Source organism: Calothrix sp. NIES-2100 (assembly GCF_963875285.1).
Lineage (GTDB): Bacteria > Cyanobacteriota > Cyanobacteriia > Cyanobacteriales > Nostocaceae > Aulosira.
Genome location: NZ_CAWNLA010000001.1, coordinates 2,132,103 through 2,148,826, shown reverse-complemented (window position 1 = coordinate 2,148,826; position 16,724 = coordinate 2,132,103). Strand labels below are relative to the sequence as shown.

The window sequence follows — 16,724 nt, the reverse complement described above, 5'->3', positions numbered from 1 at the left end:
AGGGTAACAGTCTTCTAGTTAATTACTAATGGCAAAGTCCACTTAAGTTATGAGTAAACTAGTCGTCATCAGCTTGTTAGGAGGAGATTTAAATTATGGATTTCCTGTAGTTACGGCGCAACTTTGGCATCACAACCAATTTGTACCCGTAAAATTAACAGGAAGTCTGCCAGCAGCACCAGAACTAAGTGAACTCTACCACAGATGGCAGTTACTCTACGAAGCTGTCCATCAACGTCTGGGTAGCAATCAACGGATCAAAGTGCATTCGCAAGACGTAACCAATATTTCTGTGAATGACTTCGAGCAATTGTGTCAACAGCTACAACTAAATATCAATGCTTGGTTGCAATTTGAATCATTTCAGAAGATTGAGCGACAGCTGCGGACTCTACTCAGTCGGGATGATGAAATTAGAATTATTATTGAAACTAATATTGTTCTACTACATCAATTACCTTGGCATCTGTGGCATTTTTTTGAAGATTACCCAAAAGCAGAATTAGGTTTGACTAATCATGAATATGCATCTCCTCAGGTATTAGAAAAATCTGCCACAGGTAAAGTCAAAATTTTGGCAATTCTCGGTAACAGAGATGGTATTGATATTGATAAAGATAGCTCTTTATTAAAAAGTTTAACAGATGCCCAAACCACGTTTATTGTCGAACCAACCAGGCAACAACTGGACGAGCATCTCTGGAATCAGAATTGGGATATTCTATTTTTTGCTGGACATAGCGCTAGTCTGGCTGACGGAGAAATAGGAGAAATTTGCCTCAATCAAACAGAAAATTTAACTATTTCGCAGTTAAAACATGCATTAAAAACAGCAATCAGACGCGGTTTAAAACTGGCAATTTTCAATTCTTGTAACGGAATTGGCTTAGCACGAAATTTAGCTGATTTAAACATTCCTCAAATGATTGTCATGCGGGAAGCAGTGCCAGATTTAATCGCCCAAGAATTCTTAAAAAACTTTCTGCTGGCTTTTGCTCTTAGCAAACCATTTTACTTGGCTGTGCGAGAAGCCAGAGAAAGACTTCAGGGATGGGAAAATGAATTTCCTTGTGCTAGTTGGTTACCGGTCATTTATCAAAATCCGACAACTGTGCCGACTACTTGGCAAGAATTGCGGGGCAATTTGGGCGATACTAAATTTGTGGGTAAAGTAGCGAACCAAGGTACAATTTCTTACCGAAAATCTCAAGTTTGGACTGTAATAATTAGTAGTTTGATTATAGCAGCTTCCACAGTGGGTTTAAGATACTTGGGAGTGTTTGAGAAAATCGAATTACAAACTTTTGACCAAATGCTAAGACTGCGACCAAAGGAAGAGCAAGAGCCAAGATTGATAGTTGTAGAAATCACAGAAAAAGATATACAATCTCGCTCAGAAAAAACCCTAGGTTGGAAATCAGTTTCCGATAGTACTTTAGCAACATTGCTGAATAAATTACAAAAGTATCAACCGCGAGTTATTGGATTAGATATTTACAGAGACTTTGCCGATCCGCCAAATAAATCAAATCCGATCAAACTTCCTACTGAATTGGCTCAAGAGAATGTTGTTGTTGTCTGCAAAAGCCTGGATCGCAAGTATGACCCCCAAGGTGTGAAGGCTCCAAAAGACGTACCTATAGAACGTCAAGGTTTTACCGATGGAGTTCAAGATCCAGATGGGATCGTCCGTCGCCAAATTTTGATGATGAATCAAGAGCCTTCTTCAACTTGTAAAACGCCTTATTCGCTCTCGTTACAATTAGCTGCGCGTTACTTAATGAGGGAAAAAATTCAACTAGATTTTCAGGAAGATTATGTAAAATTTGGCTCTAAAGTCTGGAACCGCTTAAAACCTGGGCGCAGTGGTGGTTATCAACAAGGAGTTGATTTAGGCGGAATGCAATTACTTGTCAACTACCGCAATACTGATTATCAAAGAGTTTCTCTAGAAGAGGTGTTGAGCAATAAATTGAACCCAGAATTACTCAAAGATAAAATAGCGATCGTGGGAGTGACAGCTAACACCATCAGCGATACTTGGTCTACTCCCTACTCTGCTGCGCAGCAACCTTACCTGGAAACACCAGGGGTATTGATCCAAGCGCAAATGGTCAGCCAAGTTTTAAGTGCAGTTTTAGATGACCGTCCAATTCTTTGGGTGTTGCCTTTCTGGGGCGATATGATTTGGATATGTGCATGGTCTGTAGGTGGGAGTTTGATTGTTTGGAGTGTGCGATCGCGCCCCGATCGGGGATGGGTCATAGTTGCAATGGTTTTCGCCTTATATGGAGTTTGTGCGATCGCGCTTTTTCAACAAGGGCTATGGTTACCATTTATTCCCTCTGTTGTTGGTGTGGTTGCAAGTGGTGTTGTTGTGCTACTTATCCAAAATAGTCAGAAATTTTCCAGTACTCCACAATCTTTGAGTTAAATAATACTTTCCTTTACAACTGAAAAATAACTGTCATTTAATTTAATAATATGACAGTTCTTAATACCAATATATAGATGTAGGAGTTTTAACCGCTTTAATTTAGGATAAAATCTTGCTTACGCATTGGAGACAGCTTGTTGAAAAGGCTCTCGAATATCAGGGGGGAGTTCGTCAGGAGTCAACACCCTTTCAGTAACAGCTGTGATAGCGCTCGTTTGTCGTTCGGCGACTGTTGAGCCAATTTTTTCTTTAGCGTTCTTAATTTGTGCGATCGCATTTTTAATGTCAGACTGCATTACTAAGCGCTCATTCCCTTTCCTGGTAACTGCACTGGAAGCAGCTAACTTCACTACATTCAAAATATCTCCCCCCGCTAGTCCAACAGACTCTTGCGCTAGCCATTCTGATGTCATACCATCAGCACAGGGCACTTCTTCTGGTAATAAATATTGCCATAACTTTACCAAACAAGCTTCATCTGGGAGTTCAAATTCAATGTGAGCTAGAATTCGCCGTACAAAAGCTCCGTCATAGTTGCTTGCAAGGTTAGTAGCGAAAATTACTACACCATCAAACTTATCTAACTCTAGCAGCATCACCGAGCGGCTAACATTAACTCCGTGGTCTGCACTTTGAGTGACGTTTGTCAAGCGTTTTCCCAGAATAGAATCTGCCTCATCAAAGAACAGCACAGCATTGGTTTCGCTAGCCTTTCTAAAGGCGGCGGTAATATTTTTTGGTGTTTCGCCGACATATTTAGATTCAATCTCAGCATAGTTCACTTTGATGATTTTTTTATCGAGGTAATGTGCGATCGCTTCTGCACAAAACGTTTTTCCTGTTCCAGGAAGACCATACATATTAATTGCTACCCGACGACCTTGAGGGTCAATCTTTTTCAGATTCCATTCGTGATACAGCACGTCATGATACAGAATGCGATTTAGTGCAGTCTCAATTCGTTCACGGACAATGGTTGGCACAATCAGATCGTCAATCTTGCGCTTCGGAGCTTCAGGAATGAATATTTCTAGTCGTTCCATCTCCGGCATTTCTGGCTTGGAACCGTTGACAGTAGAATTATTCTCAGGTTGATTATCTTTTGATATTGTTGATTCTGATTTGGCCGATTCTATCTTCCATCCTGTAGGCATATACCACCTCATTGAATTTGATTAATGATATTTATTGGGGCATAATTTATGCATTCAGTTCGTCGCATAAATTTGGATATTGAATTTACTCAAACTGATAATTTTCAGATATAGAGTCGGTCTATCTCACATTTAAATCGGGAAAGACCGACTCCCAAATCATCGCGATAACTCATTGACTTATTCCTGATAATGTCCACTCGGACATTATCAAGAAGCGAGAGTTGAGTTAATTAACCAAAGCCATTTCCTGTTTGCGAATCTCGGTAACATCTTGTGAAAAAGATGTCTGCTTTTGGCGCAGCAAATTCTTGCGTACATCTTCAGGTAAATTATCCCAAGAAACTTCCGTTTCTGTGGTAATTTGTTTAACTACAGGCTTGTTGTTATAACCAGAGACATCTATTACCCAAGAAGTGACTTGTTGAACCCAAGTATTCGATGTCTGGCGGTTCAGTTCTACAACCTGCTTGAGCAAGTACTGGCTCACCCTGTTCCAAGCCTCTTTAATAGCAATTCGGACACTGGTGACAACGTTATCAACACGAGAGAAAGCCTTACGTACATAAGGAGCAATAGTCGGAAGGTGGCGCTCAAACCAGGGAAATACGTTTTTCTCACCCCATTCAAGAATTTGGTGCCAGAACACTACAGTAGCTGTAGCACCTAATGTCAGTATACCCATGAGTACAATTGTAATTGGGTCCATGAATTAAGCCTCCTGTTGATAGAGTTTGTAGGTAAGGGGATCTGCACCAGAATGAAGACGTTCTTCGCGTATATCCCCAGGAAGATAATCCCAAGAAACTTCTTCTTCTACTTTGACCACCGTTGGTTTGTCATTCTTGAGCCATAAGATTTCAATCCGGCGATTGTAAGAGCGATTTGGTAGAGGCTCATACAGCACCTTAATGCTCAGGATCACTTCTTTTGCAGATGTCGCTAACTTTTCAGTCTCGTTATCAAGCACGCCGTCTAGCAGTAACCGGGGGTCATCTTCATCGCAAAGGATGTGTGCGGCTCCCAAACAAACAGGAAGTGGTTTTTGAAAGTTTTTCCGGAGAAACTTAGCAATAACAAGATAGACTTTTCGCTTTTCTCGCAAATTGATGTCCGTTTCGCTGTCTGTAAACAATTCGGGCAAACTTTCTGCTAACTGCTTGAATTTTTCAGGTGCTTGTGAAAATGTAGCCCGCATAAATTGCCAAGTCTGTTTTAATAGACGGCTGTCGAGATGATTCTCTATTTGATTTTTCATGTGTTTTTCCTCGCAATTTTGGTTGTTAGATCATCGAAAAGAGGCAAAAAATAATCAAATACACCTCAAGTAATCACTAAATCAAATTTTTCTCCTTGTTTTTTCGGAAGTTTCCGATGGAATTTTGAACTAAAGGTCAGAGCGTTTGCTTTTCCTCTAATTTTGAATTGGTAGCAGTGAGTAGATTTTATTCACTGTTGGAAATCAGAGGTTTTGAGCTTGGTTAACCTGACTGATTCTTAATTGGTAGCAGTGAGTAGATTTTATTCACTGTTGAAAATCAGAGGTTTTGAGCTTGGCTAACCTGACTGATTTTTAATTGATAGCAGTGAGTAGATTTTATTCACTGTTGGAAATTAGAGGTTTTGAGCTTAGTTAACCTGACTGATTTTGAATTGGTAGCAGTGAGTAGATTTTATTCACTGTTGGAAATCAGAGGTTTTGAGCTTGGCTAACCTGACTGATTCTTAATTGGTAGCAGTAGTTGAATTTTATTCACTTGATTCGGCAGTGCCAATTTGCTAATATGCTCTCTTGTGCATCAGTTGAGCTTGTCGATACACATACTCTTGATTACACATCTTGCAACACTTCTCTAACAACCCATTCCCAGCCTTTCCCCCGGATACTCTCTTGGGGAGAATTTGACTTGTGTCAAAGTCTGGGTGGCTTGGTATTTTGTGATTTATGCAAGAAGTCTATTGAGCATTAAGAGCTAAAATTCCTGTTTATAGGAGAGTGCAATGTCTTTGAGAACTGCGCGTTTAGACTGGTTGCAAGGTTTAGGAATTACCATTGTCAGTGTCATAGCTTTGTATACCAATAGCTCAGTTGCCCAAATCACCCCAGATGGGACTCTACCAAATAATTCCAACGTCACATTAGAGGGGAATACCATCAAGATTGAGGGTGGAACCACAACAGGCGCTAATCTGTTCCACAGTTTTGATAAATTCTCTGTTCCCAATGGCGGTACAGCTTTTTTCAATAATGGACTGGATATTCAAAACATTCTCACACGAGTCACAGGTAATTCAATTTCTAATATTGATGGCTTAATTCGCGCTAACGGTACAGCCAACTTATTTTTACTTAATCCCAATGGGATTGTATTTGGGCAAAATGCTCGGTTAAATATTGGCGGCTCATTTTCTGCAACCACCGCCAACAGTTTTAAATTTCCTGATGGAAGTGAATTTAGTGCTAAAAATCCCCAAGCACCGCCATTACTGAGAGTAAATATTACACCTGGTTTGCAATATGAAGGAAGTCAGCCAGGAGCGACTATTAAAAGTACCGCAAATTTAGCATCCCGACAAGACCTAACCCTAGTAGCTGACAAACTTGATTTACAGGGACAGTTAACAGCAGGTAGAAATATCACACTGATTGGCAATCGAGGAATAAACTTAACACAAGACCTGACCTTAAACCCAATTAATGATGAGTTAATTAGAAAAGTTAGCTTAACGACAACATCAGGGGATGTCACTACCCAAGCAATTACTACAAATGGTGGCGCAATTGAAATAAAAAGTGGGGGATCAATTGATACTCAAACCCTAGATACTAGAAATGGGGCTAAAAATGGAGGCGCGATCGCTTTAACTGCCAACGGTAGTATTGACACAGGTGATTTGTTATCTTATTCATACTCTGAATCTGGCAATGCAGGTGATGGAGGTGCGATCGCTTTAACTGCCAAAGACAGTATTGACACAGGTGATTTGGACTCTTCCTCTGAGTCTGGTTCTGGCAATGCAGGTCAGGGTGGCAATATTACACTTAAAGCAACCAACGGCAGTATTAAAACTGGTAATTTATTATCTTACTCATACTCTGAATCTGGCAGTACGGCAAATGGAGGCAACATCAGCCTGGAATCTGCTAAAGACATTACTACTAGTGATTTGGACTCGTCCTCAGACTCTGGATCTAGTAGTGCAGGTCAGGGAGGTGCGATCGCTTTGACTGCCAACGGCAGTATTAAAACTAGTAGTTTGGACTCTTACTCTGAGAGTAATTCTGGTAGTGCAGGTCAGGGTGGTGCGATCGCTTTAACTGCCAAGGGCATTATTGATACTGGCAATTTGGACTCTTACTCATACTCTGAATCTGGCAGTACGGCTCAGGGGGGTAACATCAGCCTTGAATCTGCTTTTGACATTACCACTGGCGATTTGGACTCTTCCTCAGACTCTGGATCTGGCAATGCATCTCAAGGGGGAGCAATTGATATTATTGCTTTTAACGGTAATATTATTACCAAGAATTTAAACTCTAACTCTCTTCCTACTGATAGCGCAGGAGGAAATGGAGGCGCTATTAACCTCATATCAGGCAATGGCAACATCACAACTAGTTCTGTAACTGGAGGTAAGCTAACTTTTTTTGCTGATACAATAAGTTCTGAAAGTGGCAATTTTAAGAGTGATGACAGTCTTTTGATTCGTAGTAGCTCTGGAGGATTAGCAACTTTTGTTAGTAAATATGGCGCAATTATAAGTGCTAACAGCAATGTTGATGTTGCAGCCAATTATGTAGGAGCCTCGCTATTAGTTGAAGCTACAGGTGATATTCGTTTCCAAGGTGACATCTATATTACTCGCCCAGATGATATCACTTCTTTTCCTATACGAGCAGATACAGAAACCCTTAGTACTCACTCAGCATTAATTCTACGTTCAGGACAGTCGAATCTAACTTACGGGGGAGTGAATTCTGGCTTAATACCTACTTACGGTACTGGCACTGTACCTTCGGGAATTACGATAGGTGGAGATATTGTCTTACAACCGTTTAATGGCATTGGGGGGATAGTTAGTCTTTTGGCAGCATCAGGGGATGTGAATACCCAACTCATTAGCACTAATGGACAACAAATTCCTAACTATCAGAACTCTAATACCACCAACGGGGGTTCGATTAGCCTGGAAGCAGCCAATGGCAGTATTACTACTGGCGATTTGTTATCTTTCTCCTACTCTAAATTAGGCAGTACGGCTCAGGGAGGGGAAATTAGCCTTAAAGCTGCCAACACCATCAAAATCACTGGCAATTTAGACTCCGGAACAAGATCCGATAGTGGCAGTGCTGGGAATGGGGGTACTATTACCCTAGACGCAGCCCAAGACATTATCATTAATGGTCAAGTTGACTCTTCCTCCATCTCCTCCTCTGACTCAGGTACAGGGGGAGCTATAACACTCAGTGCTGGTGCAAATATTAATACGCAAGATATACAATCTTCCTCCTTTGCCGACTCTGACTCAGGTGCAGCAGGAGCGATAACACTTATTGCTGGTGCAAATATTAATACACATTCTCTAAACTCCTCCTCAATGACAGCGGGAAGTATAGGTAGCTCAATAGACCGTGATACATTATACCTGAATATCGGCTCCTATTTTTCAGGAACCCCAGGTCTAGGAGGAGCGATAAAACTTACTGCTGGTGCAAATATTAATACACATTCTCTAGACTCCTTCTCTCAGTCGCTCTCCTTCTCCAACCCAGGTGAAGGGGGAGCGATAACACTCAGCGCTGGTGTCGATATTCGTACACATTCCCTAAACTCCTCGTCCATATCTCCCTATTTATCAGCTATAGGGAGTTCCCTAGCTATAAAGAAAGTGATAATATACAGCAATGGTGCCATTATTAATACACAAAATTTGTCCTCCTCTCTCTCGGTAACCGCAGGTGGAGGGGGAGCGATAACACTCAGTGCTGGTGGCAATATTAATACACAAAATCTGTCCTCTTATACCTCTCTCTTGGGAGCCACAGGCACAGGAGGAACGATAACACTCAAGGCTAATGCTAATATTGATACAGAAAGAATGTCTTCTTCTTCTTCTTCTCTCTTCGGAACTGCAAATCAAGGAGGAGCAATAATACTTAACGCTGGTGCAAATATTGTTACCAGCACAGTGTCTTCCTCCTCCTCATCTCTCTTCGGAACCGCAGGCACAGGGGGAACGATAACACTAAATGCTAATGCTAATATTAATATAGAAACACTAGACTCTTCGTCCTTCTCCTCCTCAGGAACCGCAGATGCGGGGGGAGCGATAACAATCAGCGCTGGTGATAGCATCAAATTTCAAGAAGATGACATTTCTGCTGAAACATACATACTGAATTCCAGAGGTTCAATTAACTCCTCAGGAGCAACTGGTTCAGGAAACATTGCTATTAACAGCAATGCTCCTTTTGTTTTTGATAATGGTACAATCTCTAGCGATACATTTGGTTCAGGCAAAGCGGGATCTATTCAAATTAGCGCTCCTTCAATTTCCTTAACTTCAGGCGCACAAATATCTGCTTCCACCCACAGCACCGGCTCTGGTGGCGACATCACATTAGTTGCTTCCGATCAAGTAGAACTAACGGGCGAAACAACCAAAATACCTAGAGGTATTTTTTTACAAAATGATTCCTTTAACAGTGTTGAAATTCCACCTGGTACATTCCTTGGTGGTTACATTCCAAATGGAACTACTAGTCAACCTCCCGAAGGAACTGTATTTCCCAGCGGTGTATTTTCTCAAACAACCGTTGGTTCCACTGGCAGTGCAGGTAACTTGAAAATAGAAACCGGAAGACTCATCATTAATAATGGAGGAGCGATCGCCACCACAACATTTGGGCAAAATAGCAATGCAGGCAACATCTCCATCAATGCAGATTCCATGATTATTGACAATGGCTCAATCTTAAGCGGGGTAGCCGGAGGCGCAAGGGGAAATAGTGGCACAATCGACTTGCAAACACGTTTACTGGAGATAAAAAAAGGGGGAATCGTACAAACTCAGACACTAGGACGGGGAACGGCGGGAGAAATTACCGTCAATGCAACTGAGCAAGTTAATATCTCTGGTGCTGGTAGCGCTTTACGCTCAAGTAGTGGTGGCGACAATAGTTTATTGGGTAATATAAACTCTGCTGAAATTGGTGCAGGTGGTGACATCAACCTGACAACCACCAATCTGAGCGTAGTTGATAATGCTGTATTTGATGCTACAACTGTAACTAATGCTCCAGGTGGGAATATTACACTCAATTCCAATGTTTTTACCACAACGACAGGCGGAAAATTACTGACTTCTACATCAGGAGGTGGTAATGCTGGTGACATCGTAGTCAATGTCGAAGAATTGCAACTCGGTGCTAATAGCGGACTATTTGCAGAAACCCGCAGTACAGCAAACGCTGGTAACTTGACTATTCAACCCCTGAATGACGGGCAGAATTTGCTGGTTAATTTAGAAGATGGTGCGCAAATATCAGCAGCGACGTTCAATAGCGGTAAAGGTGGGACGCTCACGGTAACAGCGCCTGAATCTATTACTATCCGTGGTAATGGCTCGATTGTCTCGGCGGAAACTACAGGTAAAGGTAGAGGCGGTGACTTGACTCTGGATACAGGAAGTTTAATCGTGCAAGATCAGGCACAAGTCACAGTCAGCAGTGTAGATTCAGGAGAAGCAGGCGCATTAACAGTTGACGCTAACTCTATCTTTTTAGACAACCAAGGAAAAATTCGCGCTGACACTACTGGAGGTGGGGGAAACATTTTTCTCAACTCACCATTTTTGATGTTACGTCGAGGTAGCAGCATCACTACTAATGCCAGTGGTGATAAGGTCGCTGGCGGTAATATCACCATTGATGCCAAAAATGGCTTTATTATTGCTGTTCCATCAGAAGATAGCGATATTAGAGCAGATTCCGCTAATTTCCGGGGCGGGGTAGTGAGGATCTCTAATGCTGCGGGGATATTTGGCATACAGCCCCGCAATGAACCTTCACCAAACACTAGCGACATTACTGTTAAAGGCGCAACTGCTGATTTAAGCGGCACTATAGACATTACACCGCAAGTAGATATCAGTCGCGGTTTAACCGAACTCCCGATTGATTTAGTTGATGCTTCTAGCCAAATTTCCAATGCTTGCACACCTGGAAGTCGGCAATTCCAAAATAAGTTTGTGGCTACAGGACGCGGTGGTTTACCGATCGATCCCACTGAACCTTTACAAGATTTAGGGACTATATCAGCTTGGGTGAGATTAAAAACACAACCAGAAAATTCAGTCAACACGACGAGTCAGCCACAAGCAACAACAGTTTCAACTAATTCTCATGCAACGAGAATTATGGAAGCTTCGGGTTGGGTAGTCGATCGCAATGGAAATATAGAATTAGTGGCGCAAGCTCCGCAAATCAACCCCCACAGTTCTTGGCAAGCATCCGCTTCTTGTACTGTATCTCAGTAAGGTGTGAAATATGCGATGGTGTAAAAGTGGTAAACAGACTCAAACTTACAGCGTATTAGAGTTCTTGAGCAATAGGTTCAGTATTGCTTTGCACAGATGATAGTACGATGAATGTGATGAGTGCGATCGCTTTGTGCTTGAAGCGTGAATATATCAGGCATTAGTTTGAGCCTGTATGTGAACTCTAATTCTTAATTGTCAGGAGATTTTTTGGATTAACTGTGAAGAATCAGAAGTTTTGTAGCTGCGTTAACGAAGCTAATTTTTAATTGCTTATCATCGTCAGTCTAGCGCTCAAATCGCTGGTTTATGCGGGAATTTTTGAGGTAAGGTCTGGCAACATAACCTTCAATCGGGGAAACCATTTTTGTCCAACTATTTCCTTCACTACCATCAGTCACTTCTAAACCAACGCAAGTGCCATTTTTCAATGAACCAATAGTTCTACTATTAGTACTAGGGTCTTGTTGAACATTCAGTGAACCAGATTGCACCGATACTACACAACCGCCAACACGAGTTTGAGCCAATCGGAACTGCAAACTATTTTGAGAACCCGTTGGTGAGTTTTGACTTTTTCCTGGTTGTACATTTATTGTCAATGTTTTTGGCTGTTCACCGATTTTTTGTTGAGCGATTGTATTAGATTCATTCGCTGATGCAGGCAAAGTAAAACCAGTGACAGCCAGCATTGTTCCGGCAATAATTACAGAGATTTTGCGCTTCATATCTACACCGTGATTGTTGATAATGGTCATTGTGTTGCTCCTAAATTTCAGATTAGGGTTTGAATAGCAGGTAATCTCCTATTTGCTCACCTGACTAATTTTTAATTGGTAGCAGTGAGTAGATTTTATTCACTGTGAAAAATCAGGCGTTTTCAGCTTGGCTTACCTGACTAATTTTTAATTAGGAGTAAGTAGTTGAATTTTATGCACTTGATTCGGCATTGCCAATTTGCTAATATCCTGTGTTGTGCATAAGTAAAATTTGTTGATATCTATATTGTTAATTCAGCATCAAGAGCTATATTTCCTGTTTATTAGGAGAGTGCAATGTCTAAAAGAGCTATGCGTTTGCAATGCTTGCAAGGTCTAGGAATTGCCTTTGTCAGTGTTATAGCCTTGTCAGCCAATAGCTCAGTTGCCCAAATTACCCCAGATGGGACTGTGCCAAATAATTCCAATGTCACATTAGAAGGCAAAACTTTTAACATCTCAGGCGGAAGTCAAGCCGGAACTAATCTCTTCCACAGCTTCAAAGATTTTTCGGTTCCTACTGGCTTTGAGGCATTTTTGAATAATAGCGCAAACATTCAAAACATTATTAGCCGAGTTACAGGTGGCTCGATTTCTAATATTGATGGGTTAATCAAAATCATCTGCTTCTTGTCCTGTATCTCAGTAAGGTGTGAAATATGCATTTATTTTGGCTGACTAAGCGAGTAGTTAGATTTGCGGTAATTCCTGTAGTATTATTTACTCTTACTGTTTTCCTGACTATTATCCCCAGCACATTTGCTAAACAAATTCAGATAAATTCACCAGACGGGTTTCATATCCAAACTAATAAACCCCCAGCTACGACACCACCACAACTTCTGGAGCAAGGAGAAGCGCTTTATCAGGCTGGACGGTTAACGGAAGCGGTAACTGTTTTACAACAAGCTGTGCGTATTTATCAACAACAACGCAATAGCCTCGCACAAGCCGCAGCGTTGACTAATCTTTCCCTTGTCTACCAGCAACTCGGCTCTTGGAAAGAAGCTTATGCAAGTATTGACGATAGCTTAAAGTTACTGGGCTGGGATGAAACAAATCAAAGGTTAAATGTCAACAATCCCAAGTCTGATTTGTGGGAAATTCTGGCACAAACTCTCAATATTCAGGGCGAATTGCAACTAGTACGGGGACAAACTGATGCATCTGTGAAAACATCACAGCAAGCAGAGCAAATCTGGCGGAAATTAGGTGACAATGGGGGAGTCATGCGCAGCCGGATAAACCTTGCACAAGCTTTACGAGTGGCTGGGTTTTACCGTCGTAGCTTGGATATATTGGAGGAAGTATCGAGTCAGTTAAAAGCTCAGCCTGATTCGCTTGTTAAGGTAACAGCTTTGCGATCGCTTGGTAATGTCCAACAACAATTAGGCGAAGTAGAAAAATCCCAGGAAACTTTACAACAAAGCTTAGAAATTGCTCAACGTCTGCAACTGCCTCTAGAAGTTAGTTTGACGGAATTTAGTCTCGGTAATACTGCTAGGTCGTTGGGTAAAATTAAAGATGCGATCGCTCATTATGAAAATGCTGCCAAAATTGCGCCTAACCCACTTACCAAAGTTCAAGCCCAAATCAATCAACTCAATTTGCTTCTTGAGCATGAACAAATAGCAGCAGCGCAAACATTAATACCGATCATCCAATCGCAACTCGCTAGTTTACCGACAACTCAAGCGGGGATTTATGCCAGAATCAATTTTGCGCAGACTTTGACCACAAAGACCCCGTCCTTAAGGACGGGGTTTAACAAAAGAGACATTGCAGAGATTCTCGCCAGCAGCGTTCAACAAGCTCAAATCATCGGCGATCAACGGGCCCAATCTTATGCTTTGGGTAGCTTAGGAGAAGTTTACGAACAAAATAATCAATGGACACAAGCCCAGGATTTGACCGAGCAAGCGTTGTTTTTGGCGCAAAAAATTGATGCTTCAGATATAGCTTATCGCTGGCAGTGGCAGTTAGGACGCTTGCATAAAGCACAGGGAAATATCCCAAAAGCCATATCTGCTTATGATGCAGCTGTCTCCACGCTTCAGTCTCTACGCACTGATTTAGTTGCAGTTAACAGAGAGATCCAATTTAATTTTCGCGATCGCATCGAACCAATTTATCGCCAGTCTGTAGAGTTGCTTTTACAAGAAAAAGGACAAGGAAAGCCCAATTTAGATAAAGCTCGTCAGCGAATTGAAGCTTTGCAATTAGCCGAACTTGATAATTTTTTCCGCGAAGCTTGCTTAAGTAACCAATTTGTGGTATTGGATAATGTAGTAGACCGTGACAACCCAGATACTGCTATTTTCTACCCGATTATTCTCGATAATAATTTAGAAATTATCGTCAAACTTCCCAAACAAGAGTTGATACATAAAACTTCCCAAGTCAATCGTCAACAAGTAGAAGAAGTCATTACCAAAATCCGCGAGACAATAGTCGAACCCGATGCTAATCGGCAATTTCAAGCACTTTCGCAACAGCTTTATAACTGGTTAATTAAACCAGTGGAAACAGACCTCAAAAATCGTCCAGTCAAGACTCTAGTATTTATTCCCGATGGGTTATTGCGAAATATCCCGATGTCTGCATTGTATGATGGCAAAGAGTATTTAGTGCAAAAATACTCTGTCGCTGTTAGCCCCGGACTGCAACTATTTACGCCTAAACCGCTAGGACAGCACAAATTAAATGCTCTGGCTGGAGGACTATCGCAACCACCCAAAAACGAAAACTTTGCCCCACTTCCTAACGTGAAAGTTGAACTGAAATTAATTCAAGAATCGGGCTTATCAACAACCACATTATTAGATGACAATTTTAGAAGTACGACTTTAGGAAAAACCATTAACGCTCAACCTTTTAGAGTTGTTCATTTAGCAACTCATGGGCAATTTAGTTCTAAAGCAAAAGATACTTTTATCCTAGCAGCTGATAAACGTATCAATGTTAGTGAATTAGATAGCTTACTTAAAAGTAGAGAGCAAAAACGCACGGAGCCTGTTGAGTTACTGGTTTTGAGTGCTTGTGAAACAGCAGCCGGAGATAACCGCGCTGCATTAGGATTAGCAGGAGTTGCTCTGCGTGCTGGTGCGCGGAGTACTTTAGCATCTCTGTGGCAAATTGGCGATAATTCTACAGCTGTTTTTATTGATGAATTTTATCATCAGTTATTAACAGGTAAAACTACGGCTGAAGCTTTACGTGTTGCTCAATTAAAGCTACTTGAATCTCCTGAATATCAGCGTCCAATGTATTGGGCACCTTATGTTTTAGTTGGTAATTGGTTGTAGTAAGTAAGTCGGTGGAAAAAAACCAAACTATGTTAAGAAACGTAAATTGGCTTGAAACCCTTACCAATGACAAATGACAAATGACAAATGACAGTCCTCGCCAGTTATGTTTAATTGCACCGCCCTACTTAATTCGTAATTAGTTGCTGTTATTTAGCAAAATTAGATCCCCGACTTCTTGAAGAAGTCGGGGATCTGAACAGGGCGAATTTTCATAAAATACAGGACTTACGCAAAAATGATGTAAAAGCCTTGATTTACGGTAGGGTTTATTCAGGAATTGCCATTATGTACTAGTTGCGTAAATCCTAAAATATAGCGGTTTTGGGAGCGCTGAAGTACAGTTTTAAATTGCAAAGCCTGTAGGGGCGGGGTTTCCCCCATTGGTGTCAACTTAAGCTAAAAGCTATATAGGACAAGCATTGTGCAAAAACCCTCTCGCCCTCATCCCCTAACCCCTTCTCCCTTGGGAGAAGGGGAATTTAATTTCTGGCTCCCCTCTCCCTCAGGGAGAGGGGCTGGGGGTGAGGGCAAAAACCTTGCTACAAAGGGGGTTTCGCGTTAAGTTGACACCAATGGGTTTCCCCGCCCTCTATTGGACAGGGCGAATTTTTACAATACGTCCCGTTCAAATCCCAAATCGCCACGCCATTTATGGGGATGATCTTTTCACTTTTCAGTTTTTAATATAGGAGCCGTAGCAATATTATTTAAGTTGACCGATTGCAATAAACTTTGCCAATCTTCTTTAATAGATGCATCATTATCATTAGCTAGGCGTAATTGTGCCAGCAGGGTTACAGCATCGAACCAAATCCCTTCTTTGGCATAAATTACTATCTTGCTTTGGGGATCTGTTGTTGATTCTAATTGCTGCATGACACGAGAATCTAAATTGATGCGTTTGATGTCTCCTTCTACATACACAGGAACGCTTGCTGTCTGCTGCTGACAGCGGACTTTGAAATACCAATGATATGTTTTACCGACTTCTAAAGCTGTCACAGTTTCCGGGAGAGAAACACCAACGACACTAGGCTTTGGAGGAAGAGCGATCGCATGTTTATAAATATCCTCTCCTGCACTATCCTGTAAGATAAATTCAGCGCTGGCGTTAGGCAAATCCTGAGTGTAGGGAACGTAAAACCAAAATGTCGGTCTTTGGGCGGTGGTTAGTCCCTCGACAATCCCGATATCTGATTTGTCTGTTTGGTTACGCTGCTTTTGTTCTGCTTGCAAAGGTACTAAGGCGGTGAGTGCAGTTGTCACCACCGGACAATTATCCCGACTACCCATTCCGGCTCTCCGCCCAGATACAGTACCTAATCGAGGAGGTATTTTTGGCAACACAAAAACTGGTCGAGAGGTTGGTTTTTGAGATGTAGCCGGTGTCGGAACTGGTTGCACAGGCTGCTTAGGAGTTGCTGGTTGTGGTGTTTGGGCTGTAACTTTTGCTGGATATTGGGTGGTGCTGCTCAAAATCAGAGCAATTGTTAATAGCCATTTCATGTACTTAAAAAGGTACGATTTC

Annotated in this window: 9 protein-coding genes; 4 read left to right on the top strand and 5 right to left on the bottom strand. The window is 41.7% G+C overall.

The features are described 5' to 3' along the window. The first annotated feature begins 49 nt into the window (after positions 1-49). Entirely contained in the window at positions 50-2,434 is a 2,385-nt protein-coding gene (locus AACU32_RS09210) for a CHASE2 domain-containing protein (RefSeq protein ID WP_096599295.1), read from the top strand. A 119-nt stretch (positions 2,435-2,553) separates the two neighbouring features. Here the strand turns inward: AACU32_RS09210 and AACU32_RS09205 are convergent, their stop codons facing one another. From AACU32_RS09205 to AACU32_RS09195, 3 genes are all read right to left on the bottom strand, one after another. Next, a complete protein-coding gene (locus AACU32_RS09205) occupies positions 2,554-3,591 on the bottom strand; it encodes an ATP-binding protein (RefSeq protein ID WP_339377696.1) in 1,038 nt (345 codons plus the stop codon). A gap of 229 nt (positions 3,592-3,820) precedes the next feature. Beyond that, on the bottom strand, positions 3,821-4,300 hold the full coding sequence (locus AACU32_RS09200; protein WP_096599293.1) for a hypothetical protein: 480 nt from the start codon (positions 4,298-4,300) through the stop codon (positions 3,821-3,823). A gap of 3 nt (positions 4,301-4,303) precedes the next feature. Next, a complete protein-coding gene (locus AACU32_RS09195) occupies positions 4,304-4,849 on the bottom strand; it encodes a hypothetical protein (protein WP_096599292.1) in 546 nt (181 codons plus the stop codon). A 743-nt stretch (positions 4,850-5,592) separates the two neighbouring features. On the opposite strand from AACU32_RS09195, the gene AACU32_RS09190 reads away from it, so the two are divergent. After that, positions 5,593-11,130 (top strand): two-partner secretion domain-containing protein, encoded by a 5,538-nt coding sequence (locus tag AACU32_RS09190; protein ID WP_096599291.1) that lies wholly within the window; start codon positions 5,593-5,595, stop codon positions 11,128-11,130. A 287-nt stretch (positions 11,131-11,417) separates the two neighbouring features. On the opposite strand, the gene AACU32_RS09185 is transcribed toward AACU32_RS09190, so the two are convergent. Next, the gene (locus AACU32_RS09185; RefSeq protein ID WP_096599290.1) at positions 11,418-11,888 is read right to left on the bottom strand and encodes an SH3 domain-containing protein; all 471 of its coding nucleotides are present in this window, start codon (positions 11,886-11,888) and stop codon (positions 11,418-11,420) included. 297 nt (positions 11,889-12,185) lie between these two features. On the opposite strand from AACU32_RS09185, the gene AACU32_RS09180 reads away from it, so the two are divergent. Further along, positions 12,186-12,566: a two-partner secretion domain-containing protein gene (locus tag AACU32_RS09180; protein WP_096599289.1), complete on the top strand. Its 381-nt coding sequence runs from the start codon at positions 12,186-12,188 to the stop codon at positions 12,564-12,566. Next, entirely contained in the window at positions 12,548-15,193 is a 2,646-nt protein-coding gene (locus AACU32_RS09175) for a CHAT domain-containing protein (protein ID WP_096599288.1), read from the top strand. Before AACU32_RS09180 ends, AACU32_RS09175 begins: the two co-directional genes overlap by 19 nt. A 669-nt stretch (positions 15,194-15,862) precedes the next feature. On the opposite strand, the gene AACU32_RS09170 is transcribed toward AACU32_RS09175, so the two are convergent. Further along, positions 15,863-16,702 (bottom strand): DUF928 domain-containing protein, encoded by an 840-nt coding sequence (locus AACU32_RS09170; RefSeq protein ID WP_096599287.1) that lies wholly within the window; start codon positions 16,700-16,702, stop codon positions 15,863-15,865. Positions 16,703-16,724: the final 22 nt, after the last annotated feature.

Bases quoted from the DNA above. Each gene is read 5' to 3' on its own strand.
- AACU32_RS09210 (WP_096599295.1), top strand. From the start codon at position 50: ATGAGTAAACTAGTCGTCATCAGCTTGTTAGGAGGAGATTTAAATTAT.
- AACU32_RS09205 (WP_339377696.1), bottom strand. From the start codon at position 3,591: ATGCCTACAGGATGGAAGATAGAATCGGCCAAATCAGAATCAACAATA.
- AACU32_RS09200 (WP_096599293.1), bottom strand. From the start codon at position 4,300: ATGGACCCAATTACAATTGTACTCATGGGTATACTGACATTAGGTGCT.
- AACU32_RS09195 (WP_096599292.1), bottom strand. From the start codon at position 4,849: ATGAAAAATCAAATAGAGAATCATCTCGACAGCCGTCTATTAAAACAG.
- AACU32_RS09190 (WP_096599291.1), top strand. From the start codon at position 5,593: ATGTCTTTGAGAACTGCGCGTTTAGACTGGTTGCAAGGTTTAGGAATT.
- AACU32_RS09185 (WP_096599290.1), bottom strand. From the start codon at position 11,888: ATGACCATTATCAACAATCACGGTGTAGATATGAAGCGCAAAATCTCT.
- AACU32_RS09180 (WP_096599289.1), top strand. From the start codon at position 12,186: ATGTCTAAAAGAGCTATGCGTTTGCAATGCTTGCAAGGTCTAGGAATT.
- AACU32_RS09175 (WP_096599288.1), top strand. From the start codon at position 12,548: ATGCATTTATTTTGGCTGACTAAGCGAGTAGTTAGATTTGCGGTAATT.
- AACU32_RS09170 (WP_096599287.1), bottom strand. From the start codon at position 16,702: ATGAAATGGCTATTAACAATTGCTCTGATTTTGAGCAGCACCACCCAA.